Origin of the sequence: Arthrobacter sp. 35W (genome assembly GCF_000482545.1) — a bacterium.
GTDB lineage: Bacteria > Actinomycetota > Actinomycetes > Actinomycetales > Micrococcaceae > Specibacter.
This window is the reverse complement of the sequence record NZ_KI519455.1, coordinates 1281193-1296999: the sequence shown is the minus strand read 5'-3', so window position 1 is coordinate 1296999 and position 15807 is coordinate 1281193. Positions and strand designations below refer to the sequence as shown.

Genomic DNA, 15807 nt, shown 5'->3' with positions numbered 1-15807 from the left:
CGACCTTGCCGGCGGGCAGCCGAAGAAAGGTACATCCAATGAGTAAAACCTTCCAGCCCACCGAACTCTTCGAGGGCAAGCTAGACGAATCCCTGCTCGGCCCTCCCCTCGCCGAAGTACTGGGCGAGGAGATTCAAACGCGGATCTCCATACCCTTCACCAGCGACGACTCCCGCATCCTCTCCGGAGTCTGGGAGGCCGAACCCGGCCTCTCCCGGTGGGAGTTTTTGGAGCGCGGCGAGGTGATCCACGTGCTTGAGGGCCGCATGGTGGTCACCGAAGACGGCGGCAAGCCTGTCACTCTGGAGGCTGGAACCGCCGGCTTCTTCCCCATCGGGTGGCAGGGAACCTGGGAGATCCAGGAACGGATCAGGAAGTTCTTCGTGATCTTCGCTGCCTAGCCACGAATGCGCTCAACCTGTCAGGCCCGGGGTGGACCCCGGGCCTGACAGGTTGCGGGCATGGGTGGGCCCGTCCGGCACGCATCCTGCCGTGGCGTCGAGCCCCACCCGCGCCGAACCCACCACCCCTCTTTCGACGATTCGAGCCGACACATGAAGTTTGGAATTCTCACCAGCGGCGGCGACTGCCCCGGACTCAACGCCGTCATCCGCGGCGCCGTCTTGAAGGGCATCAAGGTCTACGGCCAGGAATTCGTCGGATTCCGCGACGGCTGGCGCGGCGTGGTGGAGGGCGACATCATGGACCTGCCCCGCCAAAGCGTCCGCGGCATCTCCAAACAGGGCGGCACCATCCTGGGCACCTCCCGCACCAACCCCTTCGAAGGCAACGGCGGCCCCGAAGTCATCAAGGCCCACATGGACCGCCTCGGCATCGACGCCATCATCGCCATCGGCGGCGAAGGCACCCTGGCCGCCGCACGCCGCCTCACCGACGCCGGCCTGAACATCGTCGGCGTGCCCAAAACCGTGGACAACGACCTGGACGCCACCGACTACACCTTCGGCTTCGACACCGCCGTGCAGATCGCCACCGAGGCCATCGACCGCCTGCGCACCACCGGCGAATCCCACCACCGCTGCATGGTCGCCGAGGTCATGGGCCGCCACGTCGGCTGGATCGCCCTGCACGCCGGCATGGCCACCGGCGCCCACGCCATCCTGATCCCCGAACAGGCCACCTCCCTGGAACAGATCGCCACCTGGGTCAACGAGGCCCACGAACGCGGCCGCGCACCCCTGGTCGTCGTCGCCGAGGGCTTCGTCCCGGACCACCAGGACTCCCCGCACTCCGAACGCGGCCTGGACGCCTTCGGCCGCCCCCGCCTGGGCGGCATCGGCGAACAGCTCGCCCCGCAGATCGAGGCCATGACCGGCATCGAAACCCGCGCCACGGTGCTGGGCCACATCCAGCGCGGCGGCGTGCCCAGCGCCTTCGACCGCGTCCTGGCCACCCGCCTGGGCATGGCCGCCATCGACTCCGTCGTGGAACAGCGCTGGGGCACCATGGTCTCCCTGAACGGCACCGAGATCGAACACGTCCCCTTCGAAGAGGCCCTGGGCAACCTCAAAACCGTCCCCCAGCACCGCTACGACGAGGCCGCCATCCTCTTCGGCTGACCGGCCTCACTTGCCGGCCCGTCCGACCGCAAGTCCCCAGCCGCGGGCCCCTCGCAGCTGTGGGCCCATCCACTTGCCAGGTTCCCGGAGAATCGCGCCAGCGATTGTTCGGGAACCTGGCAAGCGTGGGCCCATCCACTTGCCAGGTTCCCGGAGAATCGCGCCAGCGATTGTTCGGGAACCTGGCAAGCGTGGGCCCATCCGCCGCTCGTGGTTACTTGAACGTCTTGCCCGCGGAGCCGAGCTCCTGCGCCGCAACACCCACACGGGCCGCCATGCCGGCCTCGGCCAGGGCACCCCACACGCGCGGGTCGTACGTCTTCTTGTTGCCCACCTCGCCGTCGACCTTCAGGACGCCGTCGTAGTTGGCCAGCATGTGCCCGGCCACCGGACGGGTGAACGCGTACTGCGTGTCCGTGTCAATGTTCATCTTGATCACACCATAGGACACCGCATCCTTGATCTCCTGCTCGGTCGAGCCCGAGCCGCCATGGAAGACCAGGTCGAACGGGTTCGCCTTGCCCACCTTCGCACTCACCTGGGCCTGGATGTCCTTGAGGATCTCCGGACGCAGCTTCACATTGCCCGGCTTGTACACGCCATGCACATTGCCGAACGTCAGCGCAGTGATGTAGCGGCCGTTCTCCCCCGAACCCAGGGCCTCAACCGTGGCCATGCCATCGGCCACCGTGGAGTACAGCTTGTCGTTGATCGCGTTCTCCACCCCATCCTCCTCGCCGCCCACGGCGCCGATCTCGATCTCCAGGATGATCTTCGCCGCCGCGGCACGGTCCAGCATCTCGCGGGCGATGCGCAGGTTCTCCTCCAGCGTCTCGGCCGAACCGTCCCACATGTGCGACTGGAAGATCGGGTTCTCACCACGCTTGACCGCAGCCTCGGACTCCGCCAGCAGGGGCAGGACGAAGTCGGCCAGGTGGCCCTTGGGACAGTGGTCCGTGTGCAGGGCCACGTTGATGTCATAGTGCTTGGCCACCTCGCGGGCATACGCCGCGAACGCCAGGGAACCGGTGACCATGTTCTTCACCGAGGAACCGGACCAGTAGGCCGACCCACCCGTGGTGACCTGGATGATGCCATCGGACCCGGCATCGGCAAACCCGCGCAGGGCAGCGCTCAGCGTCTGGGAGGAGGTGACGTTGACCGCGGGGTAGGCGAAGCCGCCGGCCTTGGCACGGTCGATCATCTCGGCATAGATTTCCGGGGTTGCAATGGGCACGCTGACTCCTTGTATGAGGTTTGTCCATGGCCCCTCCCAGCCGGTCAGGGCATGCTCCGCCTACCCGTTGGGTTTCACCCAACGGGTAGGCGGCTTCTTCGCAGTGTTAATAGTTAATAGTGTTAATAAGGCACGGGTTTTGACCGTAGGTGGCTCTGCGGCGGCGGCCGTGCCGACGCCGTTGGTGGAGCGCCAGGCTATCCGGCGACCTCGCCGGTGGTTTCGTACGTGGCGATCTTGCCAATGCGGCGCTCGTGGCGCTCGGCGTTGCTGAAGGGCTCGGCCAGGAAGGCCTCGATGATTTCGGTGGCCTCCTCCACGCTGTGCTGGCGCCCGCCCACGGCCACCACGTTCGCATCGTTGTGCTCGCGGGCCAGGGTGGCGGTGCTCAGGTTCCAGGCCAGGGCTGCACGGACGCCAACCACCTTGTTCGCGGCGATCTGCTCGCCGTTGCCGGAGCCGCCCAGCACGATGCCCAGCGCATCCACACCGGCGGCCTGGTCAGCCACGACGGCGGATGCGGCGTTGATGCAGAAGCTCGGGTAGTCGTCCTCGGCGTCGTACTCGGTGGGCCCGTGGTCGACCATCTCGTAGCCCTTGGCGCTCAGCGCGGTGATGAGGTGGGCGCTGAGCTCGAGGCCGGCATGGTCGGTGGCAATGTGAACGCGCATGAGTGGTCCTTCAGGCTTGTTGGAGTGCGATGTCATTGAACTGCAGTGTCGTCGGGGCGAAGGCGAGCTGGCTGTTCGCCCGGAGCGACTCGATGGCGTCCGCGGGCGATGGCTTGCCATACACGGCCGATCCGGCCACGAACACGTTGGCGCCTGCCTCCGCTGCGCGGATGATGGTTTCCTCAGTGATCCCGCCGTCGACTTGGATGGCCACGTCCACTCCGGAGCCATCGACCGCAGCGCGGGCGCGGCGGATCTTGGGCAGCATGACGTCCAGGAACGCCTGGCCGCCAAAGCCCGGCTCCACCGTCATGATCAACAGCATGTCCAGCTCGGAGAGCATGTCCAGGTACGGTTCCACCGGGGTCGCCGGGCGCAGCGCCATGCCGGCCTTGGCCCCCCGGGCGCGAAGTTCGCGGGCAAGCTTGATCGGGGCCTCGGACGCCTCCACGTGGAACGTCACCGAGCTCAGGCCGGCGTCGGCGAACTGCGGCGCCCAGCGGTCCACATTGGAAATCATCAGATGGGCGTCCAACGGCACGGGGCTGACCTTTTGCAGCCGTTCCACGACGGGCAGGCCGATGGTCAGGTTCGGCACGAAGTGGTTGTCCATGACATCCACATGCACGGCATCGGCATTGCTGATGCGGGCCAGCTCGGCCTCGAGGTTGACGAAATCGGCCGAGAGGATGCTGGGGTTGATGCAGCACTTCGGGGGCACACTGGGCATGGTGTCTGCCTTTCGGTATCGGTCGGATCTGGCGGAACAGGGCCTGGAACTGCGCCGGCTGCTCGGTGACCCCGGCTGCGTGGAGACCCCCAAGGTCGTATCCACGCAGCCGGGACGTATGGCGGATTCAGCACCGGAACCCACAGGGTGTGGTCCTTTGCGAAAACCCTTGGTGGTGCTCCCTGCTGCGAAGCATTGATGGCTCCGCAGCAGGGAGGGCTCGGTGGGTCAGGCTGCCTTCCGTGCAGCGGCAAGGGCGCCGTCGACGTCGGCCAGCAGTTCCTTCCAGCTGGCCACGAACTTCTCCAGGCCTTCGGATTCCAGAAGTGCAACGACGTCGTCGTAGGAGACGCCGATTCCTTCCAGGGCGTTGAGCACGCCGCGTGCCTCGGCGTAGGTGCCGGTGATGGTGTCACCGGTGACCACGCCGTGGTCGAAGGTGGCATCCAGCGTCTTTTCCGGCATGGTGTTCACGACGTCGGCAGCTGCCAGCCCGGTCACGTACAGGGTGTCCGGCAGGGCCGGATCCTTCACACCGGTGGAGGCCCACAGGGGACGCTGCGGCCGGGCGCCGGCTGCGGCCAGCACGGCCCAGCGCTCGGTGGAGAAGAGCTCTTCATAGACCTGGTAGGCGAGGCGGGCGTTGGCCACGCCCGCCTTGCCCTTGAGAGCCTTGGCTTCATCGGTGCCAATGGCGTCCAGACGCTTGTCGATCTCGGTGTCCACGCGGGAGACGAAGAACGATGCCACCGAGTGGATGGTGGAGAGGTCGTGGCCGTTGTCCTTGGCCAGTTTCAGACCCGTCTGGAAGGCGTTGATGACGGCCCGGTAGCGCTCCAGCGAGAAGATCAGCGTGACATTGACACTGATGCCTTCGCCCAGGGTTTCTGCGATGGCAGCCAGGCCTTCCAGGGTCGCAGGGATCTTGATGTGGACATTGTCCTTGTTGACCTTCTTGTAGAGCTGCTTGGCCTCGGCGATGGTGCCCTTGGTGTCCCAGGCTTTGCGGGGGTCCACCTCGATGGAGACGCGGCCGTCGACACCGTTGGTGGACTTGGCGATGGAGGCGAAGAGGTCGCAAGCGTCGGCGACGTCGGCGGTGGTGATCTCGAAGATCGTCTCCTCGAGGCTGGCACCCTGCGCGGCAAGGTCGGCGATCTTCGCGTCGTAGTCCGTGCCGGAGGTGATCGCGGCCTGGAAGATGGACGGGTTGGTGGTGACGCCGACGACGTTCTTCTCGTCGATGAGCCTCTGCAGGCTGCCGCTGGAGAGGCGTTCACGGGAGAGGTCGTCCAGCCAGATGGAGACACCGGCGTCGGAAAGCTGTGCGGTGGGTGTTGCGTTGGTCATGGCTTCTGCTTCTTCCTACGAAAATGATGACGGTTGGCGCCGATGCCGCGGGACGGCCGTGGGCCGTCCCGCGGCGCCGGCCGCAGTGCAGTGGGTTGAGGTTAGTTGCCTGCGGCGGAGAGGGAATCCTTGGCCGCGGCCGTGACGGCCTCGGTGGTGATGCCGAACTCCTGGAAGAGGCGCTTGTAGTCTGCCGAGGCGCCGAAGTGCTCCAGGGAGATGGAACGGCCGGCGTCGCCGACGAACTCGCGCCAGCCCAGGGCCAGGCCGGCCTCAACGGAGACGCGGGCCTTGACGGCGGCCGGGAGGACGGATTCCTTGTACTCGGCGGACTGGGCGTTGAACCACTCCACGCACGGCATCGAGATGACGCGGGTGGCGATGCCCTCGGCCTGCAGGGCCTCGCGGGCCTCGACGGCCAGCTGGACCTCGGAACCGGTGGCGATCAGCAACACCTGCGGTGCAACGATGGCACCGTCGGCGGTGGACTCGGCCAGCACGTAGCCGCCCTTGGCCACACCGGCGGCGGAGCCGAAGAGCTCCGCCGTGGCGGCACCCTCGGACCGGGCGTACGTGGGGATGTTCTGGCGGGTCAGCACGATGCCGGCCGGGTTGGAGGTGTTCTCCAGGATCTGCTTCCACGCCTGGGGCACCTCGTTGGCATCGCCGGGGCGGACCACGTCCAGACCCGGGATGGCGCGCAGCGAGGAGAGCTGCTCCACCGGCTGGTGGGTGGGGCCGTCTTCGCCCAGGCCGATGGAGTCGTGCGACCACACATAGATGGACGGAACGCCCATCAAGGCGGAGAGGCGGATCGCCGGGCGCTGGTAGTCGGAGAAGATCATGAACGTGCCGGAGAACGCCCGGGTCGGGCCGGCCAGGTGGATGCCGTTCACGATGGAGGCCGCGGCGTGCTCACGGATGCCGAAGTGCAGCACACGGCCGTACGGGTTGCCCTTCCACGATTCCGTGGAGCGGGAGGCCGGAATGAACGACGGCGAACCCTCGATCGTGGTGTTGTTGGACTCCGCGAGGTCGCAGGAGCCGCCCCACAGCTCCGGCAGAACCGGGCCGATCGCATTGAGGACCTTGCCGGAGGCGGCACGGGTGGAGACGTCCTTGCCCGCTTCGAAGGAGGGCAGGGCGGCATCGAGTCCGGCCGGAAGCTTCTTGGCTTCGATCCGCTCCAGCAGGGCGGCACCCTCGGGGTTGGCCGACTGCCAGGCGGTGAAGGACTCGTCCCATGCGCTGCGCGCGTCGGCACCGCGGTCGACGACGGAGCGGGCGTGGGCCAGAACGGCCGGGTCAACTTCGAAGGACTTGGCGGGGTCGAAGCCCAAGACCTCCTTCAGGCCTGCGACTTCGTCGGCACCGAGCGCTGAACCGTGGATCTTGCCGGTGTTCTGCTTCTTGGGGGCCGGGTAGCCGATGATGGTGCGCAGCGAGATGATCGAGGGCTTGGAGGTCTCGGCCTTGGCCTTCAGCAGCGCCGTGTACAGCTCGGCGACGTCTTCGACGTAATCGCCGGTCTTGGTCCAGTCCACGCGCTGGGTGTGCCAGCCATAGGACTCGTAGCGGCCGAGGACGTCTTCGGTGAAGGCGATGTCGGTGTCATCTTCGATGGAGATGTGGTTCTCGTCGTAGACCACTACGAGGTTGCCCAGTTCCTGGTGGCCGGCCAGGGAGGAGGCCTCGGAGGTGACGCCCTCCTGGATGTCGCCGTCGGAGGCGATGACCCAGATGGTGTGGTCAAACGGGCTTTCGCCGGCGGGAGCATCGGCGTCGAACAGGCCGCGCATCCGGCGCTGGGAGTAGGCGAAGCCCACGGAGGAGGCCAGGCCCTGGCCCAGCGGGCCGGTGGTGATCTCGACACCCTTGGTGTGCTTGTACTCCGGGTGGCCGGGGGTCAGCGAGCCCCAGGTGCGCAGCGCCTGCAGGTCCTCCAGCTCCAGGCCGTAGCCGGAGAGGAACAGCTGGATGTACAGCGTCAGCGAGGAGTGGCCGGGGGAAAGGATGAACCGGTCGCGGCCCAGCCAATCCGGGTTGCGGGGGTCGTGGCGCATCAGCTTCTGGAAGAGCAGATATGCGGCAGGGGCCAGGCTCATGGCCGTACCGGGGTGGCCGTTGCCGACCTTCTCGACCGCATCTGCGGCCAGAACCCGTGCGGTGTCCACCGCGCGCTGGTCTTCGGGCGTCCAGTCGAGTGTTGCTGAATTAGGATCTGACAAGGCGTTCACCAAGGTAGCTGTCGGGTTCACGATTAATCCCCTTCGATTCGGTCATCGGCCGGTAGTGGCCGCACGGATGTTTTCTGGCTGATACCCATCCTCGCGAAACGAATGGGTAGGTGTAACACTGTTTTCTGACGGTTCTTACTACCCTTTCGGACTGGTCGGATGCGGCCGCCGCCGGTAGACTGCCTCGATGAGCTCAGCCACCCACCGATCGCTGCAGGAATCCACCGTGCCTAGTCCTGACCCGCACTGGCCGCTTTTGCAGTCAGTAGCAGCTTTGGCCGACGCGCCCTTGACCCATATTGCGGAGCAGCTGCGCAACGCCTCGCTCCCCTATCTGGGAAGCAGCGCGCTGGTCATCTTCACCGAAGACTGCACGGGCCGGCCGCAGAAGAAGGCGGGCGAGGAAGAGATCATTTCCCGGGTCTCCATCGCCGAGCTGGACAATCTTCGAGCTGCCCTGGCGGACGAGACTCCGTGGTTCGGGGAGGCCGAGATTGCAGGCCGGCAACGCCAGGTGTTGGCCCTGAAGTATGCCCCCAGCAATGCCCTCCTCGTCCTCACGGATCCCCGCCCGGCCGGCCCGGGGCACAACGATGGGCTGGACATGGTGACGTATTTGTGGCGCCTTGCTGCCCGGCGGATCCAGGAGAAGGTGACCGATGCACCGCCGTCGTACCTGCTGGAATCCCGGGCGGCCTCGGCCGAACGCATCCGCGTGACTGCGGAATTGACCGATCTGCACTCCACGACCCTGGAGACCCTCCTGGCGGCCCTGCGCTCGTCCTCCTTGGCGGATGCAGCGGCCCGCACAACCGTCACCGACCTCGCCGCCAAGGCCTTGGTCGGGCTCCGCACCCTGAGCGACCGCACAACGGACCTGGCGAAAGAGCCCGTCGCCAAGGCCTTCGAACGCCTGCGGGAGGACCTGCGGCCGCTCACCCGGTTCAGCGGCATTGAGGTCGAGTTCATCGAACCGCCGCTGAATGGACGGGACCTCCCCGGCGAAGTCGCCCACGCGGCACGGGCCATCGTCCGCGGGCTTGTGCTGGTCATGATGGAACAACCAGACGTCAGCAGAATCCGGACACAGTGGGACTGCGACGGCGAAAACCTGCTGATCAACGTCCGAGACGACGGCCGCGGCGCACTCTCCGCCGATACGCCGAGCATCAGCGGCCTTGAGCGCCGGGTCCAGGCGCTCACCGGGCACCTGCGGATGGATGTAATGGCAGGCTGGGGGGCCGACATCTTCGTCTCACTCCCCCTGGACCTGCCGACACGCCCTGCCGGGGATGTCGCCGGATGGAACCTTGCCGCCCGGGAACTCGAAGTGCTCCAGCACCTTGCCGGCGGCCACCGCAACCGCACCATCGCCTCAACGATGGGCATCAGCGAGAACACGGTCAAGTTCCACGTGCGGAACCTGTTCAAGAAGCTCGGGGTCGGCTCGCGCACCGAGGCCATCGCCCTGGCACACAGCCACGGACTCCGGTGACAGGCAGCCTTAACAGCTGAAAGGGCGCTCCATCGCCCGGTGGAACAGCGGTCTCAACAACCACTGTTCTTCCGGCTCGGAGCGCCCTTTCAGCTCTTAATCAGTTCCCGTGGACGACAGGCCACGGAACTCTGGGGATGGAACTACCTGGCGGCCACGGCGCCGGAGGCCTCGGCAAACACCTCGGCGTCCACCTCCTGTGACGGACCGTTCAGGTACCGTTCCATGGAGTCATCCATGGCGTAGAGCCAGCGGGTGTGGTGTTTGGCCGCCATGGTGCCTGTCACCACGGAGCGGTGGACCATGTCGCGGTACCCCAGGATGTCGGTCTCCTTGTGGTGCATCCAGTCCTTGAACAACTGGGAGACGGCGTCCAGGTCGAATGAGGGGTAGTCCGTGGCGTCAATGAGCTCCCGCAGGTAGTCCGACTGGAAATCGGCCTCCGCATCGTGGTTCGAGAGCGCAGCCAGGCGCTCGAGCCAGAGCGAAATGTCCGCCTCGCGCTCGGCAAGGGACGGCAGGTCAATCACTCCGGTCATCACGTCGCGGGCAAACCACGCCTGCGCATCAAACATGTTGAATGTGTAGTACTGGTCCTGGGCGCCCAGGTAGAAGAGGTTGGTGTTCTGCTGCCACACCACGCCCTTGTAAAGGTTGCCCGGGTACAGCACGTTCGGCGACTTCAGCGACAGTCCGCTGGGCAGGAACGGGTACTTGTGCTGGTATCCGGTGCACAGCACGACGACGTCAAAGTCATCCTGCGTGCCATCGCTGAAGTACGCGGTGCGGCCCTGGAAGTGGGTGACAAGCGGGCGCTCCACCGTGTTCGCCGGCCACTCATAGCCCATCGGGGCGGTGCGGTAGCTGAAGGTGATTGACTCGGCGCCCATCTTGTGGGCCTGCATGCCAATGTCCTCAGCGGAATAGCTGCTTCCGATCATGAGCAGCTTCCTGCCGTCAAAGCGCTCGGCTCCGCGGAAATCGTGGGCGTGCATGACCTCGCCCGGGAAGGTTTTGATGCCCTTGAACTCGGGGACCGAAGGGACGGAGAAATGGCCGGTGGAGACCACGAGCTTGTCGAACACATGGGTCTCGGTGATGTTCGTTTTGAGGTTTTCAACCGTCAGCGTGAACTCCTGCGTGTCCTCGTTGTAGCTGGTGTGGCGTGCAACGGTGTTGAACCGGACGTACTTGCGTACGTCCGACTTTTCCACGCGGCCCTTGATGTAGTCGAAGAGGACCTCGCGGGACGGGAAAGAGGAAATGGCGCGGCCGAAGTGCTCGTCAAAGGAGTAGTCCGAGAACTCAAGGCACTCCTTGGGCCCATTGGACCAGAGGTGGCGGTACATGCTGGTGTGGACCGGCTCTCCGTGGGCATCCAGGCCGGTGCGCCAGCTGCTGTTCCACTGTCCGCCCCAGTCGTCCTGCTTCTCAAAGCACAAGATCTCGGGGATGGCGGCACCCTTTTGCCGTGCTGATTCAAACGCCCGCAGTTGTGCCATACCGCTGGGTCCTGCACCAATGATTCCGACTCGCAATGTCATGCTGCTCTCCTCATTACAATAGATCGTTTGGGTCGCTGGTGTGCGCCCCTGTGAGTAACGCTGCGTTTGGTACTCGGCCGGGTCTTCCTGGCGTTTGGCCAGAACGTTGCCCAGGCGTGAATTCCCAAGTACCCGCCAACCCGGCGGGAAAAGTGGCCGGTGGCGGCCAGGGCGGTGGCGCTCCACCTCGGAGCTGGCCAACCGATCGATGGTGGTGGCTTCGCAATGCGGGTAGTAGATGCCGTGGGGTCCGGCATCGCCTGATGGGAGGTCCACCTCCTCCCGTGGTCCACCATCGGCGGTGCCACCTGTTGGGTCAAAAGAGGCACAGATGACACCGCGGATGGTGGGTCTTACGGGGCGAAGGTGCGGTCGCCGGCGAAGAAGCCCAGGGCGTAGTCACGGGTCTCAAACTTGACCGTGGTGCCCTTGGGGAAGAACAGCACGTCGCGTTCCTTGGCGTGCGTCACTTCTCCCGTGGTCTGGTCGGTGAGGATGAATTCACCCTGCACGACAACCTTCATCTCGTCGTAGGTGTACGTGTACACCAGCGGCTCGGAGGCCTTCAGTTCGAAGAATCCGGCGCACATGACCGATCCTTCGGGGTTGTGCAGGGAGTCGCCGATGGCCGCGATCGTGCCGGGCTCGTTCATCGACGGCAGGCCGATGTAGCCGCCTTCAACCTTGTGGATGGATCCGGCCTTGCTCAGTGTTCCTACGAGGGTGGTTTCCATGGTCTCTCCTGTGAATACCGTTGGGAATATTTGGCAGAACTGATGGTCGTGGTGCACATGGGACTGTGCTGAAAAAGACCTCCAGAAACTCGGATGGGGTTCCGGGAGGGATCTTCTGCAAACGTGACATCCTCCAATTTCCAGAGGGCCAACGGGGCGCTGCTTCGAGCCCCGTCGGTGTGATGCCGGTCACGTATTCGCGTTCCACAAACTTTCACATGAACAGATGTTCAAGTCAATAGTTCATGATGAAGATTTAGAAATCCGCCGCATGGCCCGGCCGCCGAACGCCGTCGAACCCTGAACGCCGAGCACCTGGGCGTCATGAAGGTGCACGCCCACCGTTCCCGGGGGAACAGGGCGCGCCAAAGTGCCGCAACTGGGAATCGGGGTGCGCTGCTCCCCGCACGCCCCGCGGGGAGCAGCGCGGACCATGCGCCGGATCGCGATGGACCCGGCGCCATCGGGGCCCTAGACGCCGGCCTTGGCCAGAAGGGCGTCGACCATCATGAAGAATGTGGCGCGGTGGTCCGCAGCCTTAGGGTCGGTCATGTACTGGATGGCCGCTCCGTCGTAGATCATCAGAAAGGCCCTGACCAGCGCAGGGAAGCCGATGAGGCACTGGTCGCCGCTGCCCTGGGCTGCGGACGAAAAAATGCTTCCCAGTTCCACTTCATAGGCGGGATAGATCTTCGCGGCCAGCGGACTGGTGGCGGCATTGCGTGTTGCCCACAGAATGAGTTCAATCTCGGCCAGCAGGCTGGCGGGTTCTTCCTCCAGGGCGCGCCAGTAGCCTGCGGCCACTTGTTCCACGGCCTTGCGAAGCCCCGCATGGACCGGGACGTCATGGGAGAAGCGGTTCAAGTTCTTCAACCAGGCTTCGGCGGCCGCGTCCATGAGCTCGTCTTTGTTGCTGAAGCAGTAGTGCGCGGTGGCCAGGGGGGCATTGGCCTCCTTGGCAATGGCCCGCATGGTCACCGACTGGACTCCTTCACGCCTCATGAGTTCCACGGTCGCTGAAATCAGCTGTTCTTTTCGTTCTGTTGCGGGTATCCGCATAGCTCACTCCCCCACTATCCATGCCCCGGTCCGATAGGGACACGTCCTAAGACTATTGGCTTGGAGCATGGAATAGGTTGAATATGTTCTTCTCGAGTCATTGACTTGAACATCTGTCCATGTCAATGTTTTGACAGCGCCGTGACCTGCATCACGCTGATGCGAGGGTAGTTGAATGCACCAGGGCATGCCGCACAGCAGATTCCCTACTGACGAAACGGTTAAAACAATGGCCACAACCAGCACAGAGTCCCCGTCGCTGACGACCGGGGAAGAGATCGATTTCTGGCCGGCGGAGTCCCTGCCGTTCATGAAGGATGAATGGCCGCGGTTGCGCTGCAGGTTCATCAACTCCCTTCCTGTAGGCGCATGGGACGACTTCATACTTTCGGAGTGGGATCTGCGGGCCTGTGGCTGGGAGGACTTCCATCCCCACACCGAGACGAACTTCGTGCTGGAAGGCGAACTCCACGTCCAGACCGAAGGCAAGACAGTCATTCTGAAGCCGGGCGATTCGGCACGGGTAAACCCCGGACGAACCGGCCGATACTGGGCGCCGGTCTACGCGCGCATGGTCACCATCTACGGCCCCAACCCCCAGGGCCTGGAGTCGCACTCCTTCCGATACTTCGAAATCTGAGGGCTGGCGCACATCCCCGCATAGTCCCTCCCGAAGGTGCCGGCAACGATGCCTGTCCCTTCAGGACCAGCTTTGACGCACTATTGACGAAGCCTTTCCACTGCAGCCAAGGGATCCGGAGCCTTCCGGCGGGTTCCACCAGGCTGGCGGTGGCACGCAACCGGCAAACAAACTGATGAACTCAGCACTTGTTTGCTCGGTGGAGCGGGCGCGGTCATCCTGGTTCAAAGCCGGAATCGGCATGCCCATCATGGCACTGCCGCATACGCATAATGCGCGGATTAGCCGGACGCTCGCGCAACGCAGGAGCACTCAAGGAAGTGCTCCACCGCCTTCAGGCCCTGCACGGCCGGGTGCACTTCGCGGACTCCAACCTCGCCTCCGGCTGACCCGGGTGGATCGAGGGGCGTTTGGGTCCGCCCTCCAGGCGAGCGGAACATCGAACTCATGGCTCGGCACCGCCGAGGCCCGGCACTACTCCAACGCATTGAAAGTAGGCACAACGTGGGCAAAATCCAAGAGCAGTATAAAGAAGACCTCACCACCAGGCTGGCTGAGTGGAAGTCTGGCACGCTGGAAACCCCTTTCAGGGTTGCCGACATGCGGACCCTATTTGCCATCACCCTTGCTTTTCCCGTGATTGCTTTGATCGTCGGGTGGTTCCTGTGAGCCAGACCAAGGAAGAAGTCTCAGCATCGGGAACCGAGGGATCGCTTCCTCTGCTGGGCCATGAACGGAACTGGACCCCCAAAGCCTTGTTCTTCAGTTCCTCCCAAACTGCAGTGGCCACGTGGTGCTTCATCATCGGTGGATACGTGGCGTTTTATCTGCCAGCGGTGCAAGGGTCGATCGTGATGATTGCGTCGATGATGGCTGGGATGCTCCTCGTGTATCTGGCCACCGTGCCCATGGCTACACGGTATGGGTTGGAGGCTGTCCGCTCAACGCGGCCGGTCTTCGGGACCCGTGGCTCCCTCTTCGCCGTCGCTCTCACATTTCTCTTTACTGTCGGGTGGGGGACGACGCTGATGATCTTCAGTGGAAAGTCTGCTTCTTTGCTGCTGATCACTCTTGGCGTCGTCAGCGAAGGCAATGGACCAATTGCCGAGACACTGAGCAGCCTCATCTGCCTTGCGGTGGTCTGGGGGCTGATCAGCCGCGGCCCCGGCATTCTTCGACGCATCGGTGTCATCGTTGCGTGTTCGGTCCTTGTGCTGGGGGTCATGGTCATTGTCGTGATTGTTGCCAAGGTCGGCGTGGGCACCCTCCTTGAGGCCAAGCCGAGCGCCGCCAGCGGCAACAAGCTCCTGGACTACACGACGGCAGTAGAGCTCATGCTCGCCACGGCCCTGTCCTGGTGGCCGTTTATCGGCGGCATGACGCGGTTCTCAAAGAGCACGAAGAAGTCCGTACGACCGGTGACGCTGGGGCTTGGACTGTCCCTCTCGGTCATCTGTCTAATTGGCCTCTACACCGGCCTGGCCTTCCCGGACTCCGGTGGGAATCCAGTGCCCGGGCTTCTGGAAATCGGCGGTGTATGGGTGGCCTTGCCGGCCTTCGCGTTCATCATCATTGCCAACATCGGCACAACCATGGTTGGCACCTACACGGCCGCCCTTTCGCTCAAGCAGCAGCCTGCCATCGACTCCCGTCTTAGCTGGAGGGGGGCGACGACGACGGCGGTGCTGACCGCGGCCGTGCTGATCGTGTTCCTGGCAGAGCCCTTCTACAACAACTTCGGGGCATTCCTCACCCTGTCGGGTGTCGTCTTCGGTCCGCTGTGTGGGCTGCAAATCGTCGATTACTTCATCATCCGGAAGCAACGCTTGGATCTGGATGGTCTGTACAAGGACGGCCCGGGGACCGCGTACTGGTATTGGAAGGGCATTAATGTCACGGGCTTTGCCAGCATGACCGTTGGCATCGTGGTCTACCTCCTTCTGCTTGACCCGATCACGTTTGCATCCGCTCCCTTGTTTGCCTTCACAACCGCTTCGCTGCCGGCAACGGTGTCCACGGCCATCATCTATGTGCTTCTGGCGCGGCTTCAGCCCAAGGCGTTCGGACCGGGTGCGGTGTCATTCGGAGCCCGTGACGCACTGACTAAGCGCTGACGATGCACTGAAAAAGAGGTGGGCTGGGCCTGCATGCCACCTCTTCGAAGGACGGGGGCGGGGTGGCTGGGATTCTTCCCAGCCACCCCGCCCCTTTAACTGTGGACAGGACTCGCTGCGAGTGGCGCCCACCGCCGGCCTCGTTGCCGGCTTCGGGGCGATACCGCCCGGCCTGTCCGCAGGGCTCTTCAGGAGCAGGGCCCCGAAGTGGCCGCCCATCATGAATGGCCCGCGCCGACGTCGCCGGCATCACTCGACCCCTCGGCCCTGGTCCGCCTCGTCGGCACGGCCCCGCCCCACAGCCCCGTGGGGTGTACAGACGGTGCGGGTGCCGGGGCTCCTGACCCGGAAGGAATGTACACACACGAGGTTTTTATAGGGCGCGCGTGTTAAAAGGACGCGGCCGGCGGCGGAAC

General features: G+C 64.4%; 14 protein-coding genes. 6 read left to right on the top strand and 8 right to left on the bottom strand.

The genetic code is table 11. The annotated features are described in order from the left end of the window. Nucleotides 1–38: 38 nt before the first annotated feature. Together K254_RS0117980 and K254_RS0117975 are read left to right on the top strand one after the other, a co-directional pair. Nucleotides 39–401 carry a cupin domain-containing protein gene (locus K254_RS0117980; RefSeq protein WP_026556528.1) on the top strand — a complete coding sequence of 121 codons (363 nt, stop codon included), beginning with the start codon at nt 39–41 and terminating at the stop codon, nt 399–401. A gap of 153 nt (nt 402–554) precedes the next feature. Further along, complete coding sequence (locus K254_RS0117975; RefSeq protein WP_026556527.1) at nt 555–1580, top strand: 6-phosphofructokinase; 1026 nt, start codon at nt 555–557, stop codon at nt 1578–1580. Nucleotides 1581–1794: 214 nt separating this feature from the next. Here the strand turns inward: K254_RS0117975 and fbaA are convergent, their stop codons facing one another. The 5 genes from fbaA to tkt all read right to left on the bottom strand — a co-directional run bounded on the left by fbaA (nt 1795) and on the right by tkt (nt 7826). Further along, complete coding sequence (gene fbaA / locus K254_RS0117970; RefSeq protein ID WP_269209044.1) at nt 1795–2832, bottom strand: class II fructose-bisphosphate aldolase; 1038 nt, start codon at nt 2830–2832, stop codon at nt 1795–1797. A gap of 182 nt (nt 2833–3014) precedes the next feature. Then, a complete protein-coding gene (locus K254_RS0117965) occupies nt 3015–3488 on the bottom strand; it encodes a ribose-5-phosphate isomerase (RefSeq protein WP_026556525.1) in 474 nt (157 codons plus the stop codon). A gap of 10 nt (nt 3489–3498) precedes the next feature. After that, complete coding sequence (gene rpe, locus K254_RS0117960; RefSeq protein ID WP_026556524.1) at nt 3499–4218, bottom strand: ribulose-phosphate 3-epimerase; 720 nt, start codon at nt 4216–4218, stop codon at nt 3499–3501. A gap of 228 nt (nt 4219–4446) precedes the next feature. Next, nucleotides 4447–5568, bottom strand: a complete 1122-nt coding sequence (gene tal / locus K254_RS0117955; RefSeq protein WP_026556523.1) for a transaldolase — start codon at nt 5566–5568, stop codon at nt 4447–4449. Nucleotides 5569–5669: 101 nt separating this feature from the next. Then, nucleotides 5670–7826, bottom strand: a complete 2157-nt coding sequence (tkt, locus tag K254_RS0117950) for a transketolase (RefSeq protein WP_442853061.1) — start codon at nt 7824–7826, stop codon at nt 5670–5672. Between the two features lie 166 nt (nt 7827–7992). On the opposite strand from tkt, the gene K254_RS0117945 reads away from it, so the two are divergent. Continuing rightward, on the top strand, nt 7993–9300 hold the full coding sequence (locus K254_RS0117945; protein ID WP_196811004.1) for a helix-turn-helix transcriptional regulator: 1308 nt from the start codon (nt 7993–7995) through the stop codon (nt 9298–9300). Between the two features lie 143 nt (nt 9301–9443). On the opposite strand, the gene K254_RS0117940 is transcribed toward K254_RS0117945, so the two are convergent. The 3 genes from K254_RS0117940 to K254_RS0117930 form a co-directional block, all read right to left on the bottom strand. Next, a complete protein-coding gene (locus tag K254_RS0117940; protein WP_035750319.1) occupies nt 9444–10844 on the bottom strand; it encodes an NAD(P)-binding domain-containing protein in 1401 nt (466 codons plus the stop codon). A gap of 353 nt (nt 10845–11197) precedes the next feature. Then, nucleotides 11198–11578, bottom strand: a complete 381-nt coding sequence (locus K254_RS0117935; protein WP_051389029.1) for a cupin domain-containing protein — start codon at nt 11576–11578, stop codon at nt 11198–11200. 471 nt (nt 11579–12049) lie between these two features. Next, nucleotides 12050–12637 carry a TetR/AcrR family transcriptional regulator gene (locus tag K254_RS0117930; RefSeq protein ID WP_081710227.1) on the bottom strand — a complete coding sequence of 196 codons (588 nt, stop codon included), beginning with the start codon at nt 12635–12637 and terminating at the stop codon, nt 12050–12052. Between the two features lie 229 nt (nt 12638–12866). Between K254_RS0117930 and K254_RS0117925 the strand changes: the two genes are divergently transcribed. The 3 genes from K254_RS0117925 to K254_RS0117915 all read left to right on the top strand — a co-directional run bounded on the left by K254_RS0117925 (nt 12867) and on the right by K254_RS0117915 (nt 15391). Continuing rightward, on the top strand, nt 12867–13277 hold the full coding sequence (locus K254_RS0117925; RefSeq protein WP_231391899.1) for a cupin domain-containing protein: 411 nt from the start codon (nt 12867–12869) through the stop codon (nt 13275–13277). Nucleotides 13278–13781: 504 nt separating this feature from the next. Next, the gene (locus K254_RS26035) at nt 13782–13946 is read left to right on the top strand and encodes a hypothetical protein (RefSeq protein ID WP_196811003.1); all 165 of its coding nucleotides are present in this window, start codon (nt 13782–13784) and stop codon (nt 13944–13946) included. Further along, the gene (locus K254_RS0117915; protein WP_026556517.1) at nt 13943–15391 is read left to right on the top strand and encodes a purine-cytosine permease family protein; all 1449 of its coding nucleotides are present in this window, start codon (nt 13943–13945) and stop codon (nt 15389–15391) included. Before K254_RS26035 ends, K254_RS0117915 begins: the two co-directional genes overlap by 4 nt. Nucleotides 15392–15807 lie beyond the last annotated feature (416 nt).